This window comes from Streptomyces sp. NPDC026500, assembly GCF_055567635.1.
Map to the genome: position 1 here is coordinate 1 of NZ_JBVHQB010000010.1, position 26175 is coordinate 26175.

At 67.8% G+C, this 26175-nt stretch carries 27 protein-coding genes, 1 tRNA gene and 4 pseudogenes; 11 read left to right on the plus strand and 21 right to left on the minus strand.

Going from position 1 to position 26175, the window contains the following annotated elements; translation table 11 throughout:
- Positions 1-458: 458 nt before the first annotated feature.
- The 3 genes and pseudogenes from ACZ4N5_RS19400 to ACZ4N5_RS19410 all read left to right on the plus strand — a co-directional run.
- Positions 459-671, plus strand: a pseudogene (locus ACZ4N5_RS19400) (transposase); the annotation flags it as partial.
- A gap of 93 nt (positions 672-764) precedes the next feature.
- Positions 765-959 carry a hypothetical protein gene (locus ACZ4N5_RS19405; RefSeq protein ID WP_467758286.1) on the plus strand — a complete coding sequence of 65 codons (195 nt, stop codon included), beginning with the start codon at positions 765-767 and terminating at the stop codon, positions 957-959.
- Positions 960-1108: 149 nt separating this feature from the next.
- Positions 1109-1343, plus strand: a pseudogene (locus ACZ4N5_RS19410) (IS5/IS1182 family transposase); the annotation flags it as partial.
- Between the two features lie 73 nt (positions 1344-1416).
- Here the strand turns inward: ACZ4N5_RS19410 and ACZ4N5_RS19415 are convergent.
- Both ACZ4N5_RS19415 and ACZ4N5_RS19420 read right to left on the minus strand, forming a co-directional pair.
- Positions 1417-1890 carry an RICIN domain-containing protein gene (locus tag ACZ4N5_RS19415; protein ID WP_467758287.1) on the minus strand — a complete coding sequence of 158 codons (474 nt, stop codon included), beginning with the start codon at positions 1888-1890 and terminating at the stop codon, positions 1417-1419.
- Between the two features lie 396 nt (positions 1891-2286).
- A complete protein-coding gene (locus ACZ4N5_RS19420) occupies positions 2287-2790 on the minus strand; it encodes an IS5 family transposase (protein WP_467758288.1) in 504 nt (167 codons plus the stop codon).
- 1648 nt (positions 2791-4438) lie between these two features.
- Here ACZ4N5_RS19420 and ACZ4N5_RS19425 point away from each other — a divergent pair.
- Positions 4439-4516 (plus strand) — tRNA-OTHER (locus ACZ4N5_RS19425).
- 451 nt (positions 4517-4967) lie between these two features.
- On the opposite strand, the gene ACZ4N5_RS19430 is transcribed toward ACZ4N5_RS19425, so the two are convergent.
- The 4 genes from ACZ4N5_RS19430 to ACZ4N5_RS19445 all read right to left on the minus strand — a co-directional run bounded on the left by ACZ4N5_RS19430 (position 4968) and on the right by ACZ4N5_RS19445 (position 10096).
- Positions 4968-5123 carry a hypothetical protein gene (locus ACZ4N5_RS19430; protein ID WP_467758289.1) on the minus strand — a complete coding sequence of 52 codons (156 nt, stop codon included), beginning with the start codon at positions 5121-5123 and terminating at the stop codon, positions 4968-4970.
- Between the two features lie 675 nt (positions 5124-5798).
- Positions 5799-6626: an MBL fold metallo-hydrolase gene (locus tag ACZ4N5_RS19435; RefSeq protein ID WP_467758290.1), complete on the minus strand. Its 828-nt coding sequence runs from the start codon at positions 6624-6626 to the stop codon at positions 5799-5801.
- 1275 nt (positions 6627-7901) lie between these two features.
- Positions 7902-8324 carry a hypothetical protein gene (locus ACZ4N5_RS19440; protein ID WP_467758291.1) on the minus strand — a complete coding sequence of 141 codons (423 nt, stop codon included), beginning with the start codon at positions 8322-8324 and terminating at the stop codon, positions 7902-7904.
- 98 nt (positions 8325-8422) lie between these two features.
- Positions 8423-10096, minus strand: a complete 1674-nt coding sequence (locus ACZ4N5_RS19445) for an alpha-amylase family glycosyl hydrolase (RefSeq protein WP_467758292.1) — start codon at positions 10094-10096, stop codon at positions 8423-8425.
- 196 nt (positions 10097-10292) lie between these two features.
- Between ACZ4N5_RS19445 and ACZ4N5_RS19450 the strand changes: the two genes are divergently transcribed.
- Positions 10293-11312, plus strand: coding sequence for a class I SAM-dependent methyltransferase (locus tag ACZ4N5_RS19450; RefSeq protein WP_467758293.1), 1020 nt, complete (start codon positions 10293-10295; stop codon positions 11310-11312).
- Between the two features lie 165 nt (positions 11313-11477).
- Here the strand turns inward: ACZ4N5_RS19450 and ACZ4N5_RS19455 are convergent, their stop codons facing one another.
- On the minus strand, positions 11478-12203 hold the full coding sequence (locus ACZ4N5_RS19455) for a GntR family transcriptional regulator (RefSeq protein WP_467758294.1): 726 nt from the start codon (positions 12201-12203) through the stop codon (positions 11478-11480).
- Positions 12204-13083: 880 nt separating this feature from the next.
- On the opposite strand from ACZ4N5_RS19455, the gene ACZ4N5_RS19460 reads away from it, so the two are divergent.
- The 5 genes and pseudogenes from ACZ4N5_RS19460 (at position 13084) to ACZ4N5_RS19480 (ending at position 16679) form a co-directional block, all read left to right on the plus strand.
- Positions 13084-13554 carry a VOC family protein gene (locus ACZ4N5_RS19460; protein WP_467758295.1) on the plus strand — a complete coding sequence of 157 codons (471 nt, stop codon included), beginning with the start codon at positions 13084-13086 and terminating at the stop codon, positions 13552-13554.
- A 211-nt stretch (positions 13555-13765) separates the two neighbouring features.
- A pseudogene (locus ACZ4N5_RS19465) lies at positions 13766-13974 on the plus strand (IS5/IS1182 family transposase); the annotation flags it as partial.
- 131 nt (positions 13975-14105) lie between these two features.
- Positions 14106-14816, plus strand: coding sequence for a VanZ family protein (locus tag ACZ4N5_RS19470; RefSeq protein WP_467758296.1), 711 nt, complete (start codon positions 14106-14108; stop codon positions 14814-14816).
- Between the two features lie 68 nt (positions 14817-14884).
- The gene (locus ACZ4N5_RS19475; RefSeq protein ID WP_467758297.1) at positions 14885-15607 is read left to right on the plus strand and encodes a response regulator transcription factor; all 723 of its coding nucleotides are present in this window, start codon (positions 14885-14887) and stop codon (positions 15605-15607) included.
- Positions 15600-16679, plus strand: coding sequence for a sensor histidine kinase (locus ACZ4N5_RS19480; RefSeq protein ID WP_467758298.1), 1080 nt, complete (start codon positions 15600-15602; stop codon positions 16677-16679). Before ACZ4N5_RS19475 ends, ACZ4N5_RS19480 begins: the two co-directional genes overlap by 8 nt.
- A 268-nt stretch (positions 16680-16947) precedes the next feature.
- Here ACZ4N5_RS19480 and ACZ4N5_RS19485 read toward each other — a convergent pair whose 3' ends face one another.
- From ACZ4N5_RS19485 to ACZ4N5_RS19535, 11 genes are all read right to left on the minus strand, one after another.
- Complete coding sequence (locus ACZ4N5_RS19485) at positions 16948-17730, minus strand: isocitrate lyase/PEP mutase family protein (protein WP_467758299.1); 783 nt, start codon at positions 17728-17730, stop codon at positions 16948-16950.
- Positions 17731-17737: 7 nt separating this feature from the next.
- Complete coding sequence (locus ACZ4N5_RS19490; RefSeq protein ID WP_467758300.1) at positions 17738-18550, minus strand: SDR family NAD(P)-dependent oxidoreductase; 813 nt, start codon at positions 18548-18550, stop codon at positions 17738-17740.
- 54 nt (positions 18551-18604) lie between these two features.
- The gene (locus tag ACZ4N5_RS19495) at positions 18605-18943 is read right to left on the minus strand and encodes an ArsR/SmtB family transcription factor (RefSeq protein ID WP_467758301.1); all 339 of its coding nucleotides are present in this window, start codon (positions 18941-18943) and stop codon (positions 18605-18607) included.
- Positions 18940-19389, minus strand: a complete 450-nt coding sequence (locus ACZ4N5_RS19500; RefSeq protein WP_467758302.1) for an SRPBCC domain-containing protein — start codon at positions 19387-19389, stop codon at positions 18940-18942. The genes ACZ4N5_RS19495 and ACZ4N5_RS19500 overlap by 4 nt, the downstream gene beginning before the upstream one ends.
- A 452-nt stretch (positions 19390-19841) precedes the next feature.
- A complete protein-coding gene (locus tag ACZ4N5_RS19505) occupies positions 19842-20147 on the minus strand; it encodes a DUF1905 domain-containing protein (RefSeq protein ID WP_467758303.1) in 306 nt (101 codons plus the stop codon).
- A gap of 65 nt (positions 20148-20212) precedes the next feature.
- Positions 20213-20665, minus strand: coding sequence for a hypothetical protein (locus ACZ4N5_RS19510; RefSeq protein WP_467758304.1), 453 nt, complete (start codon positions 20663-20665; stop codon positions 20213-20215).
- A 143-nt stretch (positions 20666-20808) separates the two neighbouring features.
- Positions 20809-21369, minus strand: a complete 561-nt coding sequence (locus ACZ4N5_RS19515) for a DUF6817 domain-containing protein (protein WP_467758305.1) — start codon at positions 21367-21369, stop codon at positions 20809-20811.
- A 239-nt stretch (positions 21370-21608) separates the two neighbouring features.
- Positions 21609-22013, minus strand: a complete 405-nt coding sequence (locus ACZ4N5_RS19520) for an Imm50 family immunity protein (protein WP_467758306.1) — start codon at positions 22011-22013, stop codon at positions 21609-21611.
- Entirely contained in the window at positions 22003-22545 is a 543-nt protein-coding gene (locus ACZ4N5_RS19525) for an Imm50 family immunity protein (RefSeq protein WP_467758307.1), read from the minus strand. Before ACZ4N5_RS19525 ends, ACZ4N5_RS19520 begins: the two co-directional genes overlap by 11 nt.
- A 3-nt stretch (positions 22546-22548) precedes the next feature.
- A complete protein-coding gene (locus ACZ4N5_RS19530; RefSeq protein WP_467758308.1) occupies positions 22549-22950 on the minus strand; it encodes a nuclear transport factor 2 family protein in 402 nt (133 codons plus the stop codon).
- Positions 22951-22958: 8 nt separating this feature from the next.
- Positions 22959-23924 (minus strand): acetylxylan esterase, encoded by a 966-nt coding sequence (locus tag ACZ4N5_RS19535; RefSeq protein ID WP_467758309.1) that lies wholly within the window; start codon positions 23922-23924, stop codon positions 22959-22961.
- Positions 23925-24412: 488 nt separating this feature from the next.
- Between ACZ4N5_RS19535 and ACZ4N5_RS19540 the strand changes: the two are divergent.
- Positions 24413-24532, plus strand: a pseudogene (locus tag ACZ4N5_RS19540) (IS5 family transposase); the annotation flags it as partial.
- Positions 24533-24575: 43 nt separating this feature from the next.
- On the opposite strand, the gene ACZ4N5_RS19545 reads toward ACZ4N5_RS19540, so the two are convergent.
- From ACZ4N5_RS19545 to ACZ4N5_RS19555, 3 genes are all read right to left on the minus strand, one after another.
- Positions 24576-24941 (minus strand): hypothetical protein, encoded by a 366-nt coding sequence (locus ACZ4N5_RS19545; protein ID WP_467758310.1) that lies wholly within the window; start codon positions 24939-24941, stop codon positions 24576-24578.
- A 9-nt stretch (positions 24942-24950) separates the two neighbouring features.
- On the minus strand, positions 24951-25424 hold the full coding sequence (locus ACZ4N5_RS19550) for a hypothetical protein (RefSeq protein ID WP_467758311.1): 474 nt from the start codon (positions 25422-25424) through the stop codon (positions 24951-24953).
- Between the two features lie 352 nt (positions 25425-25776).
- Entirely contained in the window at positions 25777-26166 is a 390-nt protein-coding gene (locus ACZ4N5_RS19555; RefSeq protein ID WP_467758312.1) for a hypothetical protein, read from the minus strand.
- Positions 26167-26175: the final 9 nt, after the last annotated feature.

Genomic DNA, 26175 nt, shown 5'->3' on the forward strand with positions numbered 1-26175 from the left:
CGGGTACTTCCTCGGGGCAGGCATCTTCTGGGCTCCTCTCATGAGACCCATCTGACCTGCTGTCACCTTTCCCCGCATCTCGGGGGAACCTCACCCCGTTGTTCCCCACCCGATCTGGTGCGCTTGTGGTGCGGCCGTGATCACCCGTACTCCGGAGCCTGTGCTGTGCCCCGCCAAAACCTGCCATCTCCCCCGGTGTGCGTCGACGATGCCCGTGCCGGACTCAGCACGGAGGGAACCAGGAGGCTCGATCTGACTGAGCTCAATCTGTTCCCAACGCGCTGGCACCGTGCCCTACAACTGCGGAACGGACTGCATACCGCCTGAGTCACGATTTCAAGCGTGTTCCGGCTTGCTGGCGAAGATCAGTCCTTCATTTCCGTAGAACTCGTAACACGATCTTGTGGATGGGTGCTGGTCGGGCGTGACCGGTACGACGATTCCGCCGTTCGTGAGGTGTGGGGAATCGGCCGTGGATCGTGGAGGATGAACTGTGGGAGCTGATCGAGCCGTTGCTGCCGCCGTGGCCGCGGAAGGCTCCCGACCCGAGGCCGGTGGATGACCGGCGGTGCCTGCAGGGCATCCTGTACGTGCTCTGCAACGACGTCAGTTGGCAACTGCTGCCGCTGGAGCTGGGGTTCGGCTCCGGACAGACGTGCTGGCGTCGGCTAGTGCTGTGACCACCAAGGTTCGCCGGGTTGGGTCATTTCGATGGCTCCCAGCGGCAGTACAGTCGGCGTACTACAAGGAGCAGAGGAGCCCCGGTGCGCAAAAGAGCCATCAGGTGGATACAGGCCGTGCTGTTCGGAGTCGTTGTCCTGGCGGTCGGATTCCGTGTCTGGGAGCGGGACCACGGCGGCGCTTCGAGCTCGATCGTGTTCGGACTGATGGCCGCATCGGCACTGTCCATCGGCGTGCTGGAACGCTATCGGGCAAACGCCGCCAAACAGTCTCGGTGACTCACCTCCCAGCCGGATCGGGCCGCCGCTGACAGGGGTCGACCACCCCAGCGGATGCCCCTCTCGCCGCGGCTGCGGGCGCGTCACCGCCCATCCAACCGCCACGACCACAAACCCGGCGAACCTTCGCGGTCACAGCACTAGGTCGGTGGCATGAGGCTGGCGTCTTCGAGACGCTGCACGGCATCCGGCTCGCCGAGTTGCACGCGGCCGACGCCCTGGACTGGACCCGGGCCTGCGTGGATGCCTCCCGCATCCGGGCGAAAGAAAGGGGGCGAGGCGACCGGCCCGTCACCGGTCGACCGCGGGAAGACGGGCAGTAAACACCATCTGATCTGCGACGGGAAGGGCACCCCGTTCAAGGTCATCACCACCGCGGCCAACGGACCGCCTTCCGGCCTCGCGTAAAAGAAGAGCTGCTCGCCCGGCGGCATCTTGAAGCGGTCGGGAGATCCGTTCAGCCGATGGTGAAGCGCTGGTTCTGGGCGCCTCGGTCGCAGCGGGCAGTGCGGTAGTAGCCGTTGTCCTGCTGGTAGAGGCAGCGGCCCGTGCCGACGCTTTGGAGCATGATGGCGCTGCGGGCGGCGGGCTGGACGGTGCGCCACTTCTGGTACGAGCCGCCGTTACAGCGCAGGGGGTAGACGTCGCCCCGGTCATTGCTGTCGAGGCAGCGGCCCCAGAAGTTGTTCTTAAGAGTCGTGCTGGTGTTGAGGCGGCCGTTCCACCGCCACAGGAGGCTGCCGCGTCCGGTGGTGCAGCGGTCGCCCTTGAGGCCGGTTTCGGAGGTCTCGCGCAGGCAGTCACCGTAGCGGTAGTTCGCGAAGCGGCTGGTGGCGGTGGCAGCCGAGGCGGGTGTGGGGGTGAGGAGGGGGAGGGCGAGGCCGGCTGCGGCGATGAGGGCGGCGAAGGCTTTCCGGGTCGGGCGGCGCACTGGGGGTCTCCTTACAGTGGCTTTCAGAGGTACCTCAACAGGATCCCCGAACACCACCGCCTACGCCTGAAGAATGGGGAAGACCCGCTGACGACTCCTGAAGGTCCGAGAGGGGCGGGTCATCGTTCTACGAGCCCGGGAGCTTCTCGACCACGTCCTCGGAGCGGCCCAGTCGGCCCCCACTCCTTCCGCCTTTGTCTCTGCTCGTAGGAGACGACACCGTGCCCTCGGGTGCCGTCGTGGAAGTCCCGATCATGGACGACCTCGCCGCGTTCACGGGCGACTTTGTCCTGGATATCGATCGGGCGTGAGACCTTGTGCACGACGTCACCCAGACGTGGGCGGCCGGCCCTCTGGGTGAGTGGTGTGAGTTGTAGCCAAAAGCTCGTGACACGGTCATGATCGGTGCTTCCTCAGTCGTCTCCAGCAGATGAGGCCGCAGGCCAATGAGACGAAGGCATCGTGGAGTTCGGTTCGGCGTTCCCAGCGGACGGCGAGGCGTTTGAACTGGTGGAGCAGGGCGAAGGTCTGCTCCACGACGTAACGGAGCTTGCCCAGGCCCTTGATGTTCGGGGCGCCCTTGCGGGAGATCACCGGCAGGATCCGGCGCTTGCGCAGCTCCTCGCGGTGAGGGTTGGAGTCGTAGCCCTTGTCCCCGAGCAGCGAATCGGGGCGGCGTCGTGGTCGGCCGGGACGCCCGGCCACCGGCGGGACGCCGTCGAGCAGGGCGAGGGTCTGAGTGACGTCGTTGACGTTCGCCGCGGTGGTGATGACCTTGAGCGGGGTGCCGCGTCCGTCGCAGATCAAGTGATGCTTGCTGCCTGTCTTCCGGCGGTCGACCGGTGACGGACCGGTGTCGGCTCCCCCTTTTTCGCACGGATGTGGGAGCCGTCCACACACGCCCTCGACCAGTCGCGCTGAGGTTTGCTCGGCCTAGCCTGGCGGCCGTGAGCGGCTACTGCCGGTCGGCCACGTGCGGGCCTTAGGTATGCCTGCCCCGATACCTGCGAGTGCCTGGCGAAGTCCCGGGTGCTTCTGGTGCGAGCCGTCCCGCCTGACCTCTGACGACACACACCATTACGTGTCCAGTCTGCAGAAGACTAAGGAAGCAGCCGACGGTCAACCACCAATAGAAGACCGAAAGCAAATGGGCGGAGATCGCATAGTACATGAAAAGCGCGGCAAAAAGGGCGGAAGTGGAAAAATTGAGCGCCAATAGTGGCCAGCCGGAGTCCGTTTTGGCTCTATTGAATTTCTGCCAAGTTGTTCGCGGCATTTCGGTGGGATGTGGGCTAAAGCGCCGCTTAAGTTCACCTATGGAAGATCGCTGCGTCATGGGGGTCATGGAACAGTTGAAGTTAACGTCTGGGCAAGCCTCTGGGTACGGCCGGTCGAGTCTCAATGCCCGAGTCAAGGCAGCCGTGCATCGTGGGCCGATTGAAGCACCGAGTTGCCGACTGGGTGCGGGTTTTACCTCGCTGCCTCATCCTTATCAGGTCAATCGCGGGGTGTTGGCGACGTCGGTTGACGGCCGGTGATCCCTGAGCGGGGGTTCATCGAGGTACGGCGCCAACCGGCGATGTTCGCGCTTGTTGGTGTCAGCCGCTGATGTCAGAAGGCGTCCATGTCCCCTGGGCCTGCGACGCATTTCCCAGTTTCATCCACTACGTAGATGACGTCACGGGCGCTTATGCCCTCTGGGTCCTCCGTCTTGCCGGGTTTGGGGTCAATGAATGGGCAAACCGTCTCCGCTCCTCGGACGACAATCTTGTACGTCACAGGCCACGGACGTTTTTCGACCCACCCATAGTATTGACCGCCACTCTCGCCCGGCGTTCGTTCAGGATCCCCCTGAAGCAGAACACCGCGCTTTCCGCACAGCGGACAACCGACTATGTGTGCATCCCATGCCGACTCATTAACGACCCGCACCGGCAGTCCTTCGTCGTCTGAACTGCCGCACCCCGTAACGGAGATGGCGGTGATGGCCAGCGTGGCCAGAAGTGAAGTGTGCGATCGTTTCGTGCTCCGACAGGACGCAGTATTGGGACTGCCTGGCCTCATGAGGCGCATGCCTCGACTCCCGCGTGATCATGGTTCTGCCTGGATCATCGCAGGTCATAGGCGTGATCAGCAATGGTGCAAGTCCGCTGACCGTCGCTCCGCCCAGTCGGCGCACCTCGATGCGAACCATGGGCGGGACGGTCGCTGAGGTCTGCTCGCCTGGTCAGACGGTCATGCAGGACCGCTGACGGTTTGCTCCGGTCGCGATGGTTGCTGTACCTCGCGGCTCTACGGCAGTGAGGTGCGCGATGTACAACAACGCCATGACGACTCGACCGACACAGGCGATGCAGTGGGCTGAAATGGCGATCGGCCTTGCCGTGGCAGCCACGACTTTCGCTGTGATCGCCTTTCTGACGTCATCGGTAGCCCGGGGCCGCCACGTAGTCCTGGAAGGCGGGGCTTCGGGTTTGCTGATCGCACTGTCCCTCGGCGTCGGCGTCTTCGTGAGCGGCCGGTTCCGGGCGTGGGGACTACGTCGACAGGCGGTGTCTGGTACGCGGTCTTGAAAACCGTCGTGGCAGCGATGCCACCGTGGGTTCAAATCCCACACCCACCGCCAGCAGAAACGGACCCTGACCAGGTAAATCGGTCAGGGTCCGTTTTCGTGCCCAGTGCCCGTGCCCGTGACTCCCCGCTGTTTCCCGACCGAACGGGCACGAGAGGGGCACGTCGGCTGGCGCCCTCTAGGCCTTGGCGGTCAAAAGGACGGCGAGTAGCCCAGCCGCCGCCGCAGCGAAGACTCGCGGCTTCCTCCAGCCCGGTCCCGAAGCCTGGCGGTTCAGCTCCCACAAGAACACCAGACTGGAACCAAGGCCCAGCGTGCTCCGCAGAAGGAAGACGCTGGTGCACAGGGAACCTTCCAGAGACCTTCGAACAGACGGGAAGCTACCCCAGTGGGGTCGCGTGGATGGCACGGGGATCGCATGCAAGCAGGTGAGGCCACTCGCCATCGATCCGTAGCTCTGGCGCTGCGGCTCGGCGTCGGTCGCCGAGATTTGCGTTCGTTGGTGTCAGTCGCTGATGTCACGCCCGCGCTGGGCCTGTCGACGCCGGGTTATCCAGATGCCGTTCAGACTCAGCACTGTTGTTCCTGCGATGGGCCAGCCTATGGAGCCGCCGTCGTGGTGCATCTTGACGCCCACGGCCACCAGAAATGCCCCGCTCATCAAGCCCATCTGGTCGCGGAGTGCGTCCATCCTTCCCGCAGCCTTTGAAAAGTTGACCATGGGCGGATCGTGGCAGGTGAGCGCGCCTCTGACAAGGCTGGTTGGTTTCCTTGGCACTCTTGTGAACCCGGCGGTCGAGTTCCACGATTCCTCAAACCGCCACCCTCCCCGGCTCCCATCCCGTCTGCCGTCGACCCACACACCGTGGAGCGGGCGTGGTTCAGGGCGTCAAGGTGGAGCGCCCTGCTGGACGAACGACCTTGACGCCCTGGGCCCCGTCTGCCCGGCTCTGCCTGGGTCGACGGCAGACGGGATGGGAGCACCCCGCGCACGCCACACTCGGCCGGCACTCGCGAACGGCGCCCCCGCCATCTCGGAGCCTGAGCGCCCCCGCCGGAGGCTCGTTCTGACCGGGGCCGCTCTCTGTGGTGCTCGACTCATAGCCTCCGGGCCCTATCCACACGTGGGCGCGCGTCGGCGTAGCGCGGGCGGAGCGGGCCGAAGGCAGGAGCGGCGCCCGGCGCGGAGCCGGGAGCGCGCCCGGCGGAGCGGAGCGCAGCCGGGGCTTGACGGATGTATGTCAGTTGATGCTTGTCGGTTCCCAGTGGCTCGTCTCGCAGCGTTGGCCGGGTAATCGACGTGCTACGCCGATTCCAGGGGCTTACGCAGCCGAGTTCACGCAAGACCGGTGAGGGGGGCACTGGGCTGCCAGGAGACGGGCAGCACAACGTCGATGCCGTCACGGCGCGCCAGGGGCAGCAGTCGGCTCATGGTGGTGTCGAGGTCGTCGAGCAGGTAGGGCATGGGGCGCAGTGGCTGGTCCAGGCCCAAGAAGAAGTCGTCCCAGTGCACCAGGATGACCCGCCTGGCCCCGGTCGCGGCCACCACCTCGTCCCAGTAGGTCTGAAGGAACTCGGCGGGCTGCTTGCCCAGCATGCCGACGCCCAGGTATACGACGTCGGCGTGATGACCGCGCAGCGCACCGAGCCGGTAGTTGGCGCTGGCGTGCAACAGCACGCGGCCGTAGGGGTGGGTGACGAGCACCGAGTAGGCGGTGCCGGTCTTCCAGGCACCGGCGCGAGCCGGCGGGACCAAGGGCTGGTCAACGGTACCGGGGTAGTGGTCGCCCGGGCTGTGCACGGAGTCCAGGAAGGTCAGCGTGAAGCTGCCGTAGGTCACGGTGCCGCCATCGCCGACCACCCGCAAGGACGACTCGGGGACCCCCAGGCCGCGCCCGATGTTGGCGGTGGACTCCGACCCGACCAGGTCGGCGCCGGTCTCCAGCGCCCAGACCGGTGCGTCGAGGGCGTGGTCGTAGTGGGAATGCGCGCACACCACAGCGGCGAGGTTGTCCACCCGTAGCCGCTCGATGGCGGCACGGACCAGCGCGCGGTTAGGGGCGATCTTGCCCATGCCCACGCGTATCATCCCCGGGCGGGTGACGAACCCGTCGCTGAGCACCGAGGTCTGCCCGTCCGACAGCAGTACTGAACTGGTGCCCAAGAAGTGAGCGCTCAGCCCCTCACGGTGCGCTGCAGTGCGCTGCTGGTAAGGCAGGTAGGGCCGCAAACTCGGGCGGCCGATCGGCACCTTCATACGAGCATCCTCGGACCCCCGGTACAGGAGTGCCAGCTCTGGACCTCGTGTGCCCTCTCACAAACGATCACACAGCCAAGCCGAGCAAGCGGTGTCAAGCATCAAGTGAAGCCACAACGTCAAGCATCAACCGAGACAAGACACGGTCGCGCAAGGCGGGTCTGATGCACGATCGGTGACATCTGAACTGGCTTGCCTTGTAGGGCGGGCGGGAAGGATGTTGCTCTGCCCAAGCCTCATCCCGAAGAGTTCCGCGAGGACGTCGTGCGGGTCGCGAGGAACCGTGGCCCAGCGTGACGCTCGAGCAGGTGGCCACCGGCTTCGACGTCATGCGATGACGCTGTCGAAGTGGATGCGCCGCGCGGACATCGACGACGGGGTGAAACCCCGAACGACTACGCAAGAGAACGCGGAACTGCGGGCCGCGCGTCGGCGGATCAAGCTGCTGGAGCAGGAGAACGAGGCCTGCGTCGTACCGCGGCCTACTTGTCTCCGGCGAATCTGCCGGGAAAAGGGTCTACGCGCTCGTGAAGGAGCCGGACGGGGACGCGGTTCGCGTCACCGTCACGTGCCGGGTGCTCAAGCTCGCCGGACAGCCTTCCTACCGCTGGCTCGACCGGCAAGTGAACCATGAGGAGGCTCACCGCGCGAACGCGTTGTTCGACGCCCATCGGGAGGATCCGGAGTTCGGCTACCGCTTGCTGGCCGATGAGGCACTGGGCGTGGGGTCGGCCATGGCCGACCGGACCTCATCACCGAACATCCCACGACCGAAGGGAAGTTGTACCTGTGCGCGATCAAGGATGTCTTCAGCAAGAGGATCGTGGGCTACTCCATCGACACGCGGACGAAGTCCCGCCTCGCCATCGCAGGCCCTGGACAATGCCGCTGCCCGTCGTGACGGCGTTGCCGGGTGTGTCCTGCACAGCGATCACGGGTCGCGGTTTCGGTCACGGAAGTCCGTCCGGGCGATCGAGCGGCACCGGATGGCCGGATCGATAGGAGGTCGCTCGGCCGGCTGACCCTCGTCGAATGCGAGACCGTCATGACCACACCGGTCCTCCAGGCCGCGTGACCGATCCCGTCACCCAAACCTGCATCAGCCCCGGGTGACCGCTGTTCCCCGTGGCTCCCCGCAGTATCTGGCACGGGTCTGGCACGGGGCACGTTCAGGCGGGTTAGTCAGTCGTGCCGCGAACCTGGCACGCCGATACGGGATCCGAGGTCGGTGGCGGCGGTCAACGAGTGGGCCGCGGTCCTGAGATCGTTCTCCCATGCCGGGAGCTCGTCGAAGCTGATCCATTCGCGGTAGTCCGCTGCGGCGGAGAGGAAATGTGTCTCCTCCGGGGTGCGGGCTGCGACCGTCATCGACAGCCGGTCGGCCACGTCCTTGGGGCTCAGTTCGCCTTTCACGAGACCGAACGCGAGGTTCACGAGGAGGCAGCGGCCGGCTGTCTCCTCATCGGGAAGGGGTATGCCGAGTTCGTGCAGGGCTTGGACGTACAGTTCACGGATCTCGGCGTTGTCGCTCCTGCGTGGCAGGCCGGCCAGTTCGCGCAGGGCAAGGGAGTCACGCCCGTCGACGAGTGCATGAGCAGCGAGCATCGGGAGCTCCGCGGATGGGAGTACTTCCGCCGCATACTGCCAGGCGCTGTGCTGCAACCTGTCCATGCGTCCATCGTGGGAGCAACGAGACGTCCTCGCTAGCCGATTGCTGTTCTGGCCTCGGCTTCTTCTTGCCCTGGGTCTTGCCGGAGATCTTGGTGACCTGTGTTTTCACTGCTCAGAAGCTGTGGGAGTTCGAAGATGCCGTAGCCGAATCCCTGCGCGCTGATGGTGCCTGCGTCGATCCGGATGCCGGTGGCTTCCACCGAGCGGGCGCCCGAGGCGTCGTCGTTGCGGCAACTCACGGGCTCCCGCCGGGGATTGATCACGACCAGATACCGGCCGCCCCGCACGTACACGAACGGATACCCGGCGTGCACCACCTCGACCGAGCCGCCCGGCCCCAGCTCCGGCGTGCTGGTGCGCAACGCGACCAGGCGGCGTACGAGATGCAGGAGCGAGATGTCGTCGGCCAGTTGGGCGGCGACCGTCGGGCGGTCCGGGGAGGGGTCGAGGGGGAGGTAGAGGCGGTCGGCGGGGGCCGTGGAGAAGCCGGCGTTTGGGCTGTCGTCCCACTGCATCGGCGTACGGGAACCCGCGCGGTTGTAGCGCGGTCCCAGCACGCTGCCTTCCTTCTCGGGCAGTCCCGGAACGTAGCGCATGCCGATCTCGTCGCCGTAGTAGATCGCCGGAAGGGTCGGCCAGGTCAGCTGGAAGGCGAAGGCGACGGGCAGTTGACCGGCAGTGCGGGGGCCGCAGTTGAGGCGGGAGAAGTCGTGGTTGGCGGTCGGGAGAGCGACGAACCCGTCCTCGCCGAGCACGGAGACCGCACTGTGCCAGGCTTCCACGAAGGGGCGCGGGGACCCGCGGCCCTCGGCGTCGAAGAAGCAGTCGAGCGGGTCCCAGGCCTCGTTGACGGTGCCCTCGCCGTTGCTCCAGAGCGAGCGCAGGGCGAGCCCGTCGGTGGGGCCGCCGAACTGGAGGAAGAAGTCCGCGTGGAACCCCGCGGGGACGGACACCTCGGGTTCGCCCCACTCCGAGAGCAGTACGGCGTCCGGATGCGCGCGGTCCAGCCAATGGCGCAACTCCGTCCAGATCGCGGCCGTTTCCTTCTTGCCCGGGTCGTCCTTCACGAGCGAGGCGGCCATGTCCACGCGGAAGCCGGACAGGCCGAGGCCCAGCCAGTGGTCCATGACCGTGCGCAGCGCGGCACGGTTGGCGCGCGGGCCCTGCGCGTCGACCGGCCGGCGCCAGGGCTCGGCCGGATGGGCGCGCCCGTAACCGAAGTTGAGGGCGGGCTGGAACGCGAAGAAGTTCGGCAGGTACGCCCCCGGGCGCGTCCCGGGGGAGGGGACGAACCCGACCGGCGAGCCCTCGGGCGCCCAGATGTACCGGTCGTCGGCCGGATCGTCCATCGCGGCCCGGAACCAGGGGTGTTGGTCGGATGTGTGACCCGCCACCAGGTCGAGGAGTACACGGATGCCGCGTCGGCCCGCCTCCTCGACGAGGCGGGCGAGGTCGTCGGACGAGCCGTAACGGGGTGCGACGTCCAGGTAGTCGGCGACGTCGTATCCGGCGTCGCCGAACGGGGACACGAAACACGGGTTGAGCCAGACGGTGTTGACGCCCAGCCATGCGAGGTGGCCGAGACGCTCGGCGATTCCGTCGAAGTCGCCGATGCCGTCGCCGTTCGAGTCGGCGAACGACTGCGGGTAGATCTGGTAGAAGACGGCGTCGGCCAGCCAGGCGGGGGCGGGGCGGAACGAGGTCATGCTCGGGACGATAGATCAGCACACCCGGCATTCGCTGCCCCCACGGGCTGTCGTTCGGCTGCCGTTCGACTCATGGCGTGAACACGGGGTCACCCCGGCCGAGCAGTCACCCTCCTCACCCTCCTCACCCTCCTCACCCTCCTCACCCTCCGCATCCTGCGACCCGATCCGGACAGCAGCCCTTAAGCTCGGCGGGATGTTCTCCCCGCAAGGTCCCACCCTCCGCGAACTGGCCGTGCAGGCCTTCTCGTCGATCGAGCACGGCTACGACTTGCTCGCGCCCAAGTTCGACCACACGCCGTTTCGGACCCCGGACGCGATCCTCGAAGCGGTGGGGCGGGCCCTGGCGCCGATGGGCCCGTTCGACGCGGGGCTCGACCTCTGCTGCGGCACCGGCGCGGGCATGGAGGTCCTGCGGGAGCTGTGCCGGGAGAGCGTCACCGGCGTCGACATCAGCGCGGGCATGCTGACGGTCGGACGCTCGCGGCTCGGCGCCGGCGGGTCACCGTCCTCGGCCGGGACGCGCGATGGTGGGTCGCCGTCCTCGGCCGGGACATGCGACGACGGTTCACCGTCTCGGGCCGGGACGCGCGACGGCGGGTCGCTGTCCTCGGCCGGGACGCGCGACGGCGGGTCGCTGTCCTCGGCCGGGACGTGCGACGAGGGTTCACGGTGCCCGGCCGGCACTTGCGATGGCGGGTCACCGTCCTCGGCGGCGGGGCGCGACGGCGGGTCATCCTCGCCGGTGGCGGGGCCATACGAAGGGGCACCGTCGGTCGCCTGGGTGCGCGGAGATGCCCGCGCCCTCCCCTTCGGGCCCGCGTTCGACCTGGTCGTGAGCTTCGGTGCCTTCGGGCACTTCCTGCCTCGCGAGCTGCCCGGCCTGTTCGCCGGGGTCCACGCCACCCTGCGCCCCGGCGGACGCTTCGCGTTCCCGGTCATGGCTCCGCCGCGGCCCAGCTCGCCCTGGTACTGGGCCCTGCTGGGCTTCGACACGGTGATGCGGGTGCGCAACGCCGTCCGGCGTCCGACTTTCGTCATGTACTACCGCGCGTTCCGGCTCGGAGACGTACAGCGGGAGCTGGCGCGGGCCGGATTCCGGACGGAGCTTCACGCGCTGACCGAGTTCGGCCGTCGACGGGACGGCAGCCCGCGGGCCCGGATGGTCGTGGCCACGCGCGAGGACACCTCGGGAAGGTCCGCCGGCGTCGTATGACGACCGGGTTCCCGGGACCCTCGGCCTGGGCGGACGCCGGTCCACGCCCCCTCGGCGGACGTGCCGGGGGGCGCAGGACCGATGTCCGCGGAGCCCGTCGCCCATCGGGCCCGGATGGACTCCAGCAGACCGGCGTCGAAGGCCCTTGTTCACCGTCCCCGGAGCTCACTTGGCCGCCGGGAGCGTGAACTCATAGACAAGGGCGTCTTGTTGGGCATCGACGGTCAGGTCGGTGATCTCCAGTGGCCGGTCGTACTGGTCGTGTACGCGCCGCGTGACCCGCACCGACTGTGGGAGCCGGGTGATCGCGTCCCGGTGATGCAGGGTCAGACCCGCCTTGCGCATCCAGTCGTAGGCCCGTGACAGCTGCGCCGAGGCATGGCCGTCCGCGCGGTCGCGGTAGCGGGCGAGCTCCTCCACCTCGGTCACCGCGATCGCGGAGAAGGACGTCACGGCCGAGCGCAGCCCGCTGCCGTCGGCGGCGGCCGACTCGTAGCGGTGGACCAACGTCGCCCGCAGCGGGGCGAGTCCGAGGGCCTGGGCGTGTTCCGGTGGGGGAGCCTCCCAGGTCACGGTGGTCCGACGGCACCCGTCGGGTTCGCCGGTGTGCGCTCCGACGGGGAAGTCGAGCGACGGGACGTGCTCGGCGCCGGTGCCGGACAGCGTCGCATGGCTGCCCCGCCGATCGGTGGAGACCAGGCCGTCGCGCCGCAGCATCTGCAACGCCTGCCGTACGGTCTCCCGGCTGACGCCGAACCGGGTGGCCAACTCGCGTTCTCCCGGCAGGCGTTCGCCGGGCGGGATGGTCCCGTCGCGCAGCTCGCCGAGCAGTTGTGCGGCGATCCGCGCGTAGAGCGGTTCGTGGTCGGACGGATGGGTGGTGCGGGCCATGTCCGCGCCTCCTGCGTGGTGACAAAACGTAGCCGTGTGGGCTCAGTGCGCCACCACATCTAGCATTGGTCTAAACCAGCAGGAAAGGGCATCCGGGTACTTCGGCCGATTTCAGCCCGCGCCCCTGGTCAGCACGGGCCGCACCCGGAGCGTGCCGCACAGGGCGTCGACGAGCGCCGACTCCCTTGGGTCGACTGCGATGTGCGGGCCCGCGCGGCTCGTCACACCCCCGGCAAGACCCCGCGTCCGGGTCCACAAGATCGGGAGAGCCGCCGAACCCGCCGTGTCCGAAAGTCCTCGGACCAAGTTTGTACGGGCCGTTGACCCGTCAACCCGGGCTGGAAGGGGCCGTGAGAAAGGCAACGCGCCGCGGCCTCGCCCGCCACCGGGAAACTGCGGGCGAACACCACGCGGCGAGCGGTGTCTGCCGCGCCACCGGCCGAGGAACGGCGAACCGCGAAGCGGTGGACCTTTGACGCCCGACGATCGGCTGTGCAACATCTCCGCGAACGCGGCCCCTTGCGGCCGCCGAACTCGTCCTTGCCCCCGTGATCGGCAGGGCCTGGATTCGTTGGGCGACGAGCTGAAGCGACTGAGCAACCCGCACAGGCCGCATCGCACCGCCCGCTGCGTCCCGCCGGAACGGGCGCGCAACGGGCAAGGTCCCGGCCTGGGAAGAGCACGCGCAGGCACGGCACGTGTGTCGACGGGCGGGCCACCTCCACCGGGAGCCGAAGAAGTGAAGGGCCGGTCTCTCAGCTGTGGCTGTCGACTTCATCAACGCTGCGACTGCGATCCAGCCGAGATCCACCGATGAGTTCCGCCGACTGCGCCGGTCTACCAGGACGTACGCCATCGAGCCACCGACTGGAGACCCACCATGACCATCCCCGCACACCCCGGCCGCATGCTGTTCGTGAACATGCCCGTAGCGGACCTCGAGCGCAGCAAGGCGTTCTTCGCTGGGCTCGGGTTCAGCTTCAACCCGAAGTTCACCGACGAGACCGCCGCCTGCATGCTGGTCGGCGAGCACGCCTTCGTCATGCTGCTCAGCCGCGAGAAGTTCGCGGAGTTCGCGAAACTGCCGCTGGCCGATCCCACCACGCACACACTGGCGCTGTACTGCTTCAGCGTGTCGTCCCGCGATGAGGTCGACACCGTCAGCGCCGCTGCGCTCGCGGCGGGCGGCACCGAGGCGGATGGCGCCGAGGACTACGGCTTCATGTACTCACGCAGCTTCTTCGACCTCGACGGCCACGGCTGGCAGGTCATGTGGATGGACCCGGCGGCGGTGGAGCAGGGCCCCGAGGCGTTCGCAGCCTCCGTGCAGGACGCCGACGCCCCGGCCTGACCCACCGCGTTCCGCACGTGCGCCGTCGCCGTGCGGCCGACTGCCCCAGCGACGACGGCCCTGACCTCATGCACTGTGGATCGTCGGCATCGAGGGCGTGACGCCACTCGCCAGGAAGGTGCGCTCCCTGGCCCGGGCCGGTGAACTCGACCGGACCGCCGTGCTGTTGGCTGTATGCGCTGACCGAGGACGTGCTGGGCCCTTGCGGGCCCGGTATTCGACGAACCTGCAGGTCTTCGTCGAAGCCGACAGCCGCCTTGTGGCGGCCATCGGCCGTCCGCTGCCCGGCACGCGCCACGACTGCCGGGCGTTCATTGAATCCGGCGTTGACCGGGCCTGTCGCGGAGCTCTCCGAGCAGCGCCGAGGGCGGCTGCCGGGGCACCGGTGCGCTCCTTCAGCACCTGCAGAAGCCGGGCCGGCGCGATCAACTGCGGCGGGGCAATCTCACTGCCGGCTTGCGCCAGTTCCTTGATGCCGGGGATTCCATGTATCGCGGGCGTATGGAAAATCGCATACGCCGCCGCAACGGTCTTCCGTCTCCAATGGGGGCATGAACCGCAACGCATCCCCGTCAGCACCTCCCCGCCGCACGCGCGGGACCGTGCTTCTCGGCCTGGCGATCCTCGGCGTGGCGAGCGCCGCGTTCGTCGTGCGGCGGCCGCTCATGATGTCCGCTCCCATGTGCATGGCCGGGCGGTGGCATGGCTGCTTCGACACGTTCAACGGTGTGGTGCTCATGACGTTGGTCGCGCTGCCGTTGGCCGCGCTGGTGGTGTGGGCTCTGGCGCGCGTTCGGCGTGCCGCCGGCGCGACACCGGAGTGGGCGTCGCGCAAGTCGCTGGCCGAGGTGGGCATGGTCCTCGGGACGGTGCCGTTCCTGTGGCTGACCATGATGCCGGGCGCCGGGCCGGGCACCGCTCCGCGTCGGGTGAGCCTGGTACCGCTGCGGGACCTGGTCACGATGGGGCCGCTCGGGATCGTCGGCAACCTGCTGGTCTTCGCGTCGCTGGGGTTCTTCGCCCCGATGCGGTTCGCGGCGCTGGCGTCCGTACCGCGGATCCTGGCGCTCGGGGCGGGCTGCTCGGTCCTGGTCGAAACCGCACAGTACGTCCTGTGGCTGGACAGGGTGTCCTCCGTGGACGACGTACTGGTCAACGCAGCCGGTGCCGTGCTGGCCGCGCTGGCGTCGCGCCGCTGGTGGCGTACTGCGGCGCAAGGGCCGTCGGACCAGCCTCGCCCCACTCTGGCACCGGCAGGCTGAGTCGCGTGTCCGTCGTACACACGTCCTTGCATACGTCGGCGATATGTTGTGCTGCTTAGGCTTCGGACATGCGCGTACTGATCGTGGAGGACGAGCCCTACCTGGCGGAAGCCGTCCGTGACGGTCTGCGGCTGGAGGCGATCGCCGCCGACATCGCCGGCGACGGCGACTCGGCCCTGGAACTGCTCAGCGTCAACTCCTACGATCTCGCGGTCCTCGACCGTGACATCCCGGGCCCCTCCGGCGACGAGGTCGCCCGGCGCATCGTCGCCTCCGGCAGCGGCATCCCCATCCCCATCCTCATGCTCACCGCTGCCGACCGGATCGACGACAAGGCCTCAGGGTTCGAGCTCGGCGCCGACGACTACCTCACCAAACCGTTCGAGCTGCGGGAACTCGTCATGCGGCTGCGGGCGCTCGACCGCAGGCGCGCGCACGCCCGTCCCCCGGTCAGGGAGATCGCGGGCATCCGACTGGACCCCTTCCGTCGGGAGGTCTTCCGCGACGGACGCTACGTCGCGCTCACCCGGAAGCAGTTCGCCGTGCTGGAAGTCCTCGTCGCCGCCGAGGGCGGGGTCGTCAGCGCCGAAGAGCTGCTGGAACGGGCCTGGGACGAGAACGCCGACCCTCTCACCAACGCCGTGCGCATCACCGTCTCCGCACTGCGCAAACGGCTCGGCGAACCTTGGATCATCGCCACGCTGCCCGGCGTCGGCTACCGGATCGACACCGGCATGGACACCATCGCCCCCGGTACGGACACCACCGACCCCGGTAGTACGCATGCGTAGACGCCCTGGGCTCAGTGCCCGACTGAAACTCACCCTCAGCTATGCCGGATTCCTCGCCGTCGCCGGCGCTCTCCTGCTGGCCGTGGTGTGGGTCTTCCTGCTGCGCTACGTACCTGACAACTCCCGGGGCCTCCTCGGGATCTCGCCCAACCGCTACCTCCTTGTGCACACCTTCGCCCCGCCCGCGGCCGTGGCGATGGTCTGCCTGCTCGTGTTCGGTCTCCTGGGGGGATGGGTTCTCGCGGGCCGGATGCTCGCACCGCTCACCCAGATCACGGACGCGGCCCGGATGGCCGGGAACGGGTCCCTGTCCCACCGGATCCGTATGAAGGGCCGCCAGGACGAATTCCGTGAACTCTCCGACGTGTTCGACTCGATGCTCGAACAACTCGAGTCCCACGTGGAGGAGCAGCAGAGGTTCGCCGCGAACGCCTCCCACGAACTGCGCACCCCGCTGGCGATCCCGAGGACGCTCCTCGACGTCGCCCGCAAGGACCCCACGCGGGACCGGGGTGAACTCATCGAACGCCTGTACGCGGTCAACGCGCGGGCGATCGACCTCACCGAGGCCCTGCTGCTGCTCAGCCGCGGCGACCGCAGGAACTTCACCCGTGAGCCCGTCGACCTCTCCCTCATCGCCGAAGAAGCCGCCGAAACGCTGCTTCCCCTCGCCGAACAGCGCGGGATCGCACTCGACGTCACCGGCGGGGCGGCCCGGACCAGCGGCTCCGCGGAGCTCCTGCTGCGGATGGTGACGAACCTCGTCCAGAACGCCGTCGTCCACAACCTCCCCGCCGGCGGCACCGTGACGGTTCACACCGAGACGCACGGCGACACGAGCGTGCTGCGGGTCGAGAACACGGGCCGCCGGCTCCCACCGGAACTGGTACCGACCCTCACCGAACCCTTCCAGCGCGGAACGGAACGCGTACGCACCGACGAGCACGTCGGCGTCGGCCTCGGGCTGGCCATCGTGCACAGCATCGTCCGCGCTCACGACGGGACCCTCGACCTCGTTCCCCGACTCGACGGCGGTCTCCTCGTCACTGTCCGGCTTCCCGGCATGCCGTAGGCGTCGGCCCCGAGCGGGGCCCCTTGACGACCTCGTGCATGGTCGGCGGGCGGGCGTCGCCTCTCATATGGCCCAGGCCCAGGGCCAGGTTCAGGCCCAGGTTCAGGTCCGGGTCAGGCCCAGGTTCAGGCTCCGACCGCGATGTTCCGCGCGCCGATCGACATGCCCGAGCGGACCGTGCGCCGCCGTCGGCAAGCGCGCCCGGTTCGGTCGGCAAGTGAACGGGTTGTGGTCCGCCGCCCCGGACCGTGACTGTCGAGCCGGTCCGTCACTTCCGTGCCCCGAAGAGAGGCTGGAGATCGGTGAGCAGGTGGTCGAGTGCGCTGCGGTACAGCTGGGGCCCCACGGAGACCCGTGCCACACCGAGTGCCCGAAGCTCGTCCAGCGACCCGCGTTTCAGCGAAAGACCAGCGTTCACAGGCGCGCCGACCTCGGTGACGATGGCCCGGAGGTCGTCCGGCCCGGCTCCGGGAGGGAACACACAATCGGCGCCGGCGGACCAGTACGCCTCAGCCCTGCGGATCGCATCGGCACGCTTCTGCTGCTCGGCCAGAGGCGAGGTGGGGAAGAAGGAATCGATCCGGGCATTGATGACCAGTGGCACCCCGATACGGTCGGCGGTCGCGCGCATCCGCGCGATGTAGGCGGCGCGGACATCGACGTCGGTCAGGCCGCCGTTGGCGTGATCACTGTCCTCGATGTTGCAGCCGACGACTCCGATCCCGCTCAGCAGTTCGACCAGCTCCTCCGGCGCCATCCCGTAGCCGGCCTCGGCGTCGACGGTGACCGGCACATCGACCGAGGCCGCGATGCGCCTGGCGACGAACATCATTTCCTCGCTCGGGGCACCCTCGCCGTCGTCGTAGCCCAGAGCGGCGGCGATGGCGTTGCTCGCGGTCGCGACCACCGGGAAGCCTGCGTCGACGACGGCGCGGGCGCTGCCGACGTCCCAGGTGTTCGGCAGCACCAGCGGATCGCCCGGAACGTGCAGGGAACGGAGCAGCTTGGCCCTCTCGGCCTGATCTGACAAAGCGTCGGCCTGATCTGACATTGCGGCCTCAGTCGACAAGTGCGCCGGCGGACAGGTTGGCGATGGTTCCGGTCATGGCTCCAGCTCGATCTGAAGCCAGGAACGCCGCCGTCTCCGCGATTTCGGAGAGCGTAGGCAGCCTCTTCAGCAGCGTCCCCTGCACCATCCCTCCGCCTTCGAGCATTTCCTGGACCGACTGCCCGCCCGCTGCCGCCATTTGCTTGAAGAGGTCCTTGGTGTAGGAACCCGCCGCCGGCGCATCGACGACAGCGTGTGGACGGATGCAGATCACCCGGATGTTGCTGGGTGCCAGTTCCGCGGCCAGAACCCGCGAGAAGGCCTCCTTGCCGGCCGCGCTCACGCTGTGCCCCAAGATGCCGCCTACAGCCAGTTTGGAACCCGGCTCGGACAACGTCAGGATGACGCCGGGACGTTCGCCACCCATGTGCTGTGCCACAGCCTTGCTCGTGATGAACAGCGTCCGCAGAAAGCCGTCGATCGGCCGCATGAACTCCTCCAGCGAGAGGTCCGCCAGCACAGTCCCCTGGTCGTGCATGACACTCACGGCGTTGAGGGCGATGTCGATGCTGCCGGCCGTCGCCGCGACGGCTTCGGCGTGCTTTTCGACCGCGGGTTGATCGAGGACGTCGACTTGAGCCGTCTCGACCGTTCCGCCCGTGGCGGCGATGTCACGCGCCACGGCGTCGAGCTTCGCCTGCGTGCGCCCGGCGATGAAGACCCTCGCGCCTTCCCGGGCGAATACCCGTGCGATCGCGCCGCCGATGGCGCCCCCGCCTCCATAGATCACGGCGTTCTTGCCGCCAAGCAGCAATGCACTCATGTGAGTCCTCCGAAGGTGATGGGTCGCCAGAGATCTCTTCCGGCGGCCTGTTGGTCAGTCGTGTTTCTCGCGCTGGATCTGTTCTGCGATGCGCTTGATGCGGTTCAGTCGCGCATCCCAGCGATTGCCCACTTCATTCAGCTGCCGGACGGCGCGGGTGAGCTGCGCCTCGTCGACTTCGTAGCGCCGCTCGCGGCCCATCGGTATCGCGTGCACGAGGCCGGCGCGATCGAGGACGCCCAGGTGCTTGGTGACCGCCTGGCGTGAGATCGGGAGACGATCGCTCAGGCTGGTCGGCGTACCGACGCCTTCCGTGAGCAGCAGGTCGAGCAGGCGGCGCCTGGTCGGGTCGCCGATCGCCGACCAGAGTTCGTCGTCGAAGGCGACGGTCATCGCGCCACCACGGAAGGGGCGTAGTTCCGCAGTCTGGGCAGGAACATGTCCCAGCCGCGCTCGTGGTCGTGGAAGGCCTCCTCGAGCACTGCGGCTTCCCAGCCCTTCTCCCGCCAGCCGCTCTCGGTCAGGCGCAGAATCGTGCCGTCACCGGAGGGCTCGAGCTCGAAGGTGACCATGAGGGAGTTGTCCGCGTCGGGCAGCTGACCTTCAGGGGCGACCCAGCGGAACGTGAACCTGTGGGGCGGATCCACGTCGACCACCGTGATCGCTTCGACCGCGGCGCGGTCGCCCCACACCAGTTCCCCGACCGCTCCCGGCGTGGACTCGAACGACGCGTCGTCGGACCACCACATCCTGATGTGCTCGGGACGACTCACCACATCGAACACGATCTCCGGTGTCGCGTCGATGCGGATCTCGCGTTCCAGCTTTCCGAACTCCACCAGGACCTCCAATAAGCAACCATCGGTTGCGTATGACTCTAGTGGTCGCGTCGGCGATCCGCAACCTTGTGTTGCGTAATGGCCGTGAGGGCGGCGCAGACGAGATTCGGCCACGTCTGCCGCGAGCGGGTGCGGGTGACGGGGCGGCGGCCGTGCCGCGGTGCGGATCGCTCGGGCGCGACGCCAGTACGTGCTCAGCGGTTCGGTCCGCCTTCGAGAGGGTCAAGTGCCGGGGGACGCGGGCGGACCGTACTCACGGCTGTCAGCGGGCACCGCGGACATGGACATGTCTCCACGCCATGGCAATGAAGGACGGTGAACACGCCATGGCATGGGTCATCAAGCCGCGTTCAGCGACTCCACCCGGTCATTGGTGCGTGACACCTCGATCGCGACCCGGTCGTCCTGGCCGCCGGACCGTGGACCCTGGTGATCCGAACTCAGCACACGCCCTAGCGGGGTTGGGGTTCGTGGAGACGGACGGTCATGCTCACCGTCACGTCGTCCCCTGCCGAGAGGCCGCTCGGCTTGCGCACCGCGACCTTGAGCGGCAGCAGGTAACCGCTGTCCTTGGGGAAGAGCGACGTCTGGAAGGCGACCTCGCCGATCCGGGCCTCGACCGGGATCACGCCCCAGCCGTACGTGGCCATCGCGGCCACCTCACGGATGTCGGAGGACTCCTCGTCCGGCACACGAACGAAGTAGTACGGCGACGGTCCGCGCCATTCGATCACCTGGCCGGAAAAGACAAATTCCATGAGGCAGGTTCCTTCCTCGATGGCGGCCAAGATACGCGATCGACCCGCGACGGTCTCCGGTCTTCTCACCCCTCGACGAAGCAGGCGTACGGCGCCACCGAGACTGCCTCCGAGACCGCGCGTTCGTCGTCATCGTCGGCTTCGGGGTCGAGGTCACCGGCCCACCGCGAGCCCATGGACCACACGGAGAATCCGGCGTGGAAGTCGTGGCCGATGCCTGAAGGCGTGCTCGAGTAGCCCAGGGCGTGGAGGTCCGCGACGACGTCATCGAGAAAGCGATGGGTCAATTGGACCCCGTCGTAGTGCACTTCGGCAGGGCCGCCTTCACCGCTGGAGTGGATCTCTACGAGTTCGACCGTCTCGTCAGGGGCGTAGGTGATCACCAGCATGGGTGTGGTGGCGTAGGCGGCCCGCTGTCCGCCGGGGCCGTGACACGGCGGACCGATGCGCTCTTCGATCTGCGAACGCCGGTCACCGAACCTGACCGTGTCGACGCCGAGCCCCTGAACGATCTCCATGTCGGCCATCCTGCCGGCGGCAGGCCGCAGAGGACTCACGGCCTGGAGAAGTAGGCAGTTCCTCGGACGCTCGGCAGGGACGGGACTTTGACTTCAGCCTGCGCATGAGCGGCACCTGCCTTGTCAGGAGCTGAGGCGTCGGCTCAGTCCTGCGGAGTCGCGGCAAGCACCGCGCGGCAGTCCGACCAGGCCGGCCGGCTCAGCAGGGGCTGGAATCGGGTGAACAGAGCGAGGAGTTCGGCTCCCCACTTCTCGCGGAACACGGAGACAGTACGGGCAAGGTCGAGTTCGTTGGCGGCGGACAGCTCGGCGAAGTCCCGTCGAAGATGCGGCTCCGGAGTGTGGAGATGACCGGTGAACCGATTCCGAAAGGCGCCGTCGGCATTCGCGAGCGTCGGATACGTGGCCCTGCGGTCACATGACGCGTAGAGATAGACGATGGCTTCAGCCTCGGCACCGATCACCTCCGCAAGTTCGGCGCGGCTGTCGGGAGACAGCAAGGCGGTGGGGAAGCCGTCGGTGCCGTAGAAGGCGTGACACAGACCCGCGAGCTGGAGGGCGGGACGGGCGTCCCATACAGCGAGTTGCCCCTGGACGCGCTGGAGGTGGGCGTCGAGAGTGCCGCCCGGATGAGCGATGTCGGCGGCACCGAGTTCGCGCAGGAGGGCGACGGCCCGGTCGGCAGGGGAAGGGGAAGCGGGCACGGGCGGTGTCCTTCCGTCTCATGAGGTCGGCACCCGTCCACGCCTTCGCCAGCGGTCCGGACCCGGGAAAACACTTGGACGGGTCGTCGCCTGGACCCTGCACTGATCATCGTGGGCCTCATAACTCCGGTCAATCCTATGGACTTCTAGCACTGTCCAAGCTGTAGCTTGGGGCTGACGGAGCTGCCGGTCTCTCTGTCGGCCGCGTTCCAGGCGGCCGTGGTCGGACGTATGCGATTTCAGAGGCTGTCCGAGGCGAGATACGCGTGCGTCCTGGCCAGCCGAGCCGTGGAAGCGCGGAATGCGATTCCCGACTCGGGCGACCCGAGGACGACCTCAAAGAGTTCCTCGCGGACGGTCATGTCGATGTTTCCGGCGGCAGTGGCGTCCCAACCGGTGACCCGGAGTGCTTTCACTCCTCGGAAGACGAGGTGGAACTCGAAGGTGTTGAATCCCCTCTCGTGCCATTCCGCAGGGGCGTTCACCGGGAGGATCCGTGTGTCGAAGCCCAGGGTCACCGAGTTCTCACGTTCGTCAATGTGCACGTAGAACGGATCGCATGAGCCGGCCGAAGGCGGGGTGCCGTCGTACAGGTCCCCCAAATATCCGGGGGACGCCAGGAGGCGCGACCAGTCAGCGCTCATAGAACGTCCTGTCCTCGGTACCGGGAAGAGAGCTGTGCCGTCGGGCGTCGACCCTGCTCATGAACAGATGGACCCCGTCGTCGCGTCCGTTCTCCTCGATCCTGAACGCACTCAGGTGGCCGACGCGCACGGACTCAGTGCAGGCGAAGTCCAGCGACAGTCCGCTGCCTCTGACCGTCACCCGCATACGTCGCTCCCTTCCGCACGGAACCATCTCGACGCTGCCCACGGCCGGTGGAGTCCAGTCAGTGAGGGATATTTCATCCACTGCCAGGAACTGGAATTGGCACTGCACCGTGTCCAGGCCCGCGTCGGTCCATTCCTGCGGCGCCGTCTCGGGGTAAGAAGGCAGGTCGACGCGCAGTGTCACCGTAGGCCCACGCCAATTCAGATTGATCGATCGAATCCGAATGCCGATCAGGTCCGGGACGTAGCCGTAGAGTGACCGCAACGGCTCCGGATTCACGAGGAATCGCTCGACAGCCACCGTGTCAGTGCTCCTCTCGATGCGCTCGCCGTAATAGGACGACACCGTCTATGCCCCCTGCCAGGGGAGAGCGGGTACGTACGCTGAGGTGTCGTGCCAGTAGTCCCGGGTCTCCACGGCGAGACCCGTCGCGTCGAAGCGGACGAAGACGCAGCCCGCGAGGGTCGACGGACGTCCGTCCTCCTCCGCGAGGACGCGGAACTCGGCGACCGCGCGGCCGTCCTGGCCGACCACGGGGTCGGAGAAGCGGACATCGATCGTGGTTTCGGACGCGAAGGACCAGCGGAGGTACGCGGCCAGCTCGTCCCGGCCACGGTGGGGCTCCCGGAACGGCATGGAGCGGTGGACGCACGTGTCCGAGTACAGCTCCAGGATCGCCTCGACGTCATGGGCCGCCCAGGCCCGCTCCCACACCTGTACGAAGCGTCGTGCCGCTGTGGTCGTGTCCATCGCGGGCCTCAGACGCGGGCGGGCAGCCAGCGCAGCTGCGCGGCCTGCTGGTAGGGGCCGCCGCCCTCGTGGTCGTTGAAGTCGTACACCTCGATCTGCTTCTCCTCGTTCGCCCAGGCGTTGAAGGCGGCGAAGACCGTCGACGGGGGGCAGGTCTGGTCCTCCAGCGCCGCCGAGAACAGGGCGGGAGCCCGGCCGCGCGCGGCGAAGTGCACCCCGTCGAAGTAGGAGAGGGTGCGCTGCACCTGTTCGGTGCGGCCGCGGTGGGTCTTCAGGTAGTTGCCGATCTCCCGGTAGGGAGCGCGGTCCGTGAGCACCGTGGCGCGCGGGAAATCGCACAGGAACGGCACGTCGGGGGCGACCGCCGCCAGGTCGGGCACCAGACCGCCGACCGCGATGGTGATGCCGCCGCCCTGGCTCCCGCCGAGCGCCGCGACGCGCGCCGCGTCGACCAGCGGATGCGAGCGGGCCGCCTCCACGGCGCGCACCGCGTCCGTGAACAGCCGCCGGTAGTAGTAGGTTTCGGGGTCCTCGATCCCTCGCGTCATGAAACCGGGGAAGGCGGGCGCGCTGCCCACCGGGTCAGGGGTGTCGCCGCCGCCCCAGCCGCTCGCCTGGCCGCGCGTGTCCATCACGAAGTGCGCGAAGCCGGCCGAGGCCCACAACAGATGCGTGTGCGGGAGCCCGCGGCCGCCGCCGTATCCGATGAATTCGACGACGGTGGGCAGCGGTGAGTTCGCCCAGGCCGGCACGGTCAGCCAGCCCTTGACCGGATGCCCGCCGAACCCGGCGAACGTGACGTCGTGGACCGTGACGGTCTTCAACAGGGTCTCGACCGGCTCGAAGCGGGCGGAGAGGTCGTGCTCACGGGCTTCCTTGAGGGTCTTGGCCCAGAAGGTGTCGAAGTCCTCGGGTTCGACGGACGCGCTCCGGTAGGTGCGGAGTTCGTCGAGAGGGAGGTCGAACAGGGCCATCAAGGACCACCTTTCGGCATGCGGTGCGGATGATCACACGGTACGTCCGCCCTCGGGGGCCCGCCACGGCCGCGCCGAGAACGAAAGACGTTCTCGGCGCCGCCGTCCCGCAGTCCGCTTCCTCTCCACGCAGTCGCCAGGTTCGTTCTCCCGTGCGCGGGCCCCGGCTCATGGGTGCCCGTCAGGCCGTGCGCCGGGTCCAATCCGGTTCCGTGCGCGCCCTGTCGCGCTCCCACCGGGCCAGCCGACGGCGCCCCAGGGCCCGGCGGACGCAGAGGTGCGCGACGAACACGACGAAGACAGCGCCTGTGGCGGTGAAGGCGCCCATGGCCAGGGCGTGTTGATCTTGTCGCGCGGAAGGGCTTGAAGGGCCAGTACTCCGAGGGCGAGACAGTGCTTCCCGTACCTCGGGCAGAGGCCGTGCTGTCCCGCCCGGCGGATGCCGAGTGCCCGGATCCGCGGGTCTGGCCGGCTGCCAGTGAACTCGCCGCGACTACGAGACCCTTCCCGCCCGCTCCGAAGCCATGATCCACCCGGCCATGACAAACCTGATGGCCCGTCGCCTCAGCAGCGCGGTGACGATCTCCGGGCGGGACCCGAAACCGAATCAACCACCGATTCCGGAAGGAAACATCGAGAGAACGCGACCTCTTACGAGAGTCTCCTGCCCACGGCCGCCGTGGCAGCCTCGTGGTCCTTGCACCGCCACCACTCGTCGATGTTCGCCGAGATGATCAGTGCCGCAGTGCGGAGATCCGCCTCCTGCGCACCTTCACCCAAGAGGTTCCTGGCGTCCTCGTCAAAGTCCAGGCTCAGTAGCCAGCGCTGCGGCTCGTTGTCCGGCGGAGCCACCGACACCTCGACTTCGAGGAAGGCTCGTTCGACCTCAACTGCCCCTTCGATGAACGTGCGTTGCGTCAACCGCAACTGTTCGACATGGATCGGTACGGCGTACGTCGACTCGTACTCGCGGAGCAGATCACACAGCTGGGCCCGCGTGTCAGGCGTGAGGATCATGGTGCTCCATCAACAGGCAGGACGTCGCGGTTCGGCGGACGAGGCGCGGCTGGAGCCGGGTGCGTCATCCATAGAGTAGGCCGTGATGATGCCCTGCGGGTTGATCCTGGGCGTGCGCCCGTAGGCGTTCGGGTTGTCCAGCACCCCGAAGTACTTGCTGCACGGGGGCATGGCCTCCATGTAGTAGTGCCAACGGCCGCCGGGAATCGGCACCACGGTGCCGCGCCAGATGGCGTGGCTGACCTTTCTGTCGAAGTCGGTGCTCCAACGGCCGCGGTGCACCAGGTGGCGGTATCCCCAGGTGTTCGAGCCGCACCGAAGCGGGATGACGAGTGGACCCTGGTAGTACTTCTTCACGATGTGCGCTGCCGACTGCCCGGCGCACGGATCGGCCGCTGATGCGGAATTCGCGCTGCCGACGACAAGCGAACTGACCGCGGCCAGCACCGCGGCAACAGCTGCGGCTCGCTGAGCAAGTCCCATGCCGATCTACCCCCAGTTCAAATGTGACGCCCCGAGGCAGCCGGACTGGTCAGGTTCCGGTATCGGAGCGCGATCGGAGACGACACGACGTTCTCGCACGCATGTGCCAACAGGCAAGCGAATTAAGGGCCGTTATGAGTCCCCTTCCTCGGATAGAGGGCTGAATCAGCACATCTGAAGGCAACCGTCCAGGTGACAGTCCGGTGGACGGCGTTCGGGATGACCACGGCCCCGGCACGCTCGGTCAGGGTGCGCCAGAACGCGGAACGGTCCGACTCACCGAGCGGCGGATGCCGGTGGTGACGAAGTACGTCTCCCGCGGTCAAAGGACCGCGAAGCCCGCCTCCGTGACTCAGCGGAGCCAGGGAGTGAGCTCGTGTGCGAGTACGGCATATGCGGGGTCTGCGGGGAGCCAGAGGAGTTTGTGCTGGGTCCCGTCCTGCATGCGCACCGTGAGCCGGTCGGCGGTGATGCCGCGGCGGAGGTGGGCGGAGGCGATGCCGGCCAGAGGGATCACTTTGTTGGTCCGGTGCTCCGCTCGGATCTGCGCGGTTGCGGCCGCAGTCACGTCGGCCTCCGGCAACGGCACGACCACCGTTGGCCCCTTGCTGTTCGCGAGGGTGTCGGTGAACCCGAGCCGTCGGCGGACCAAGGAGGAAGGGAGAAGCCACAGCTCCCCATGGATCCAGTCGCCCCACCCGGTCGTGCAGCTCCGTGTCAGCAGTCTCGCCCGTCCGTCCATCGCGCCACC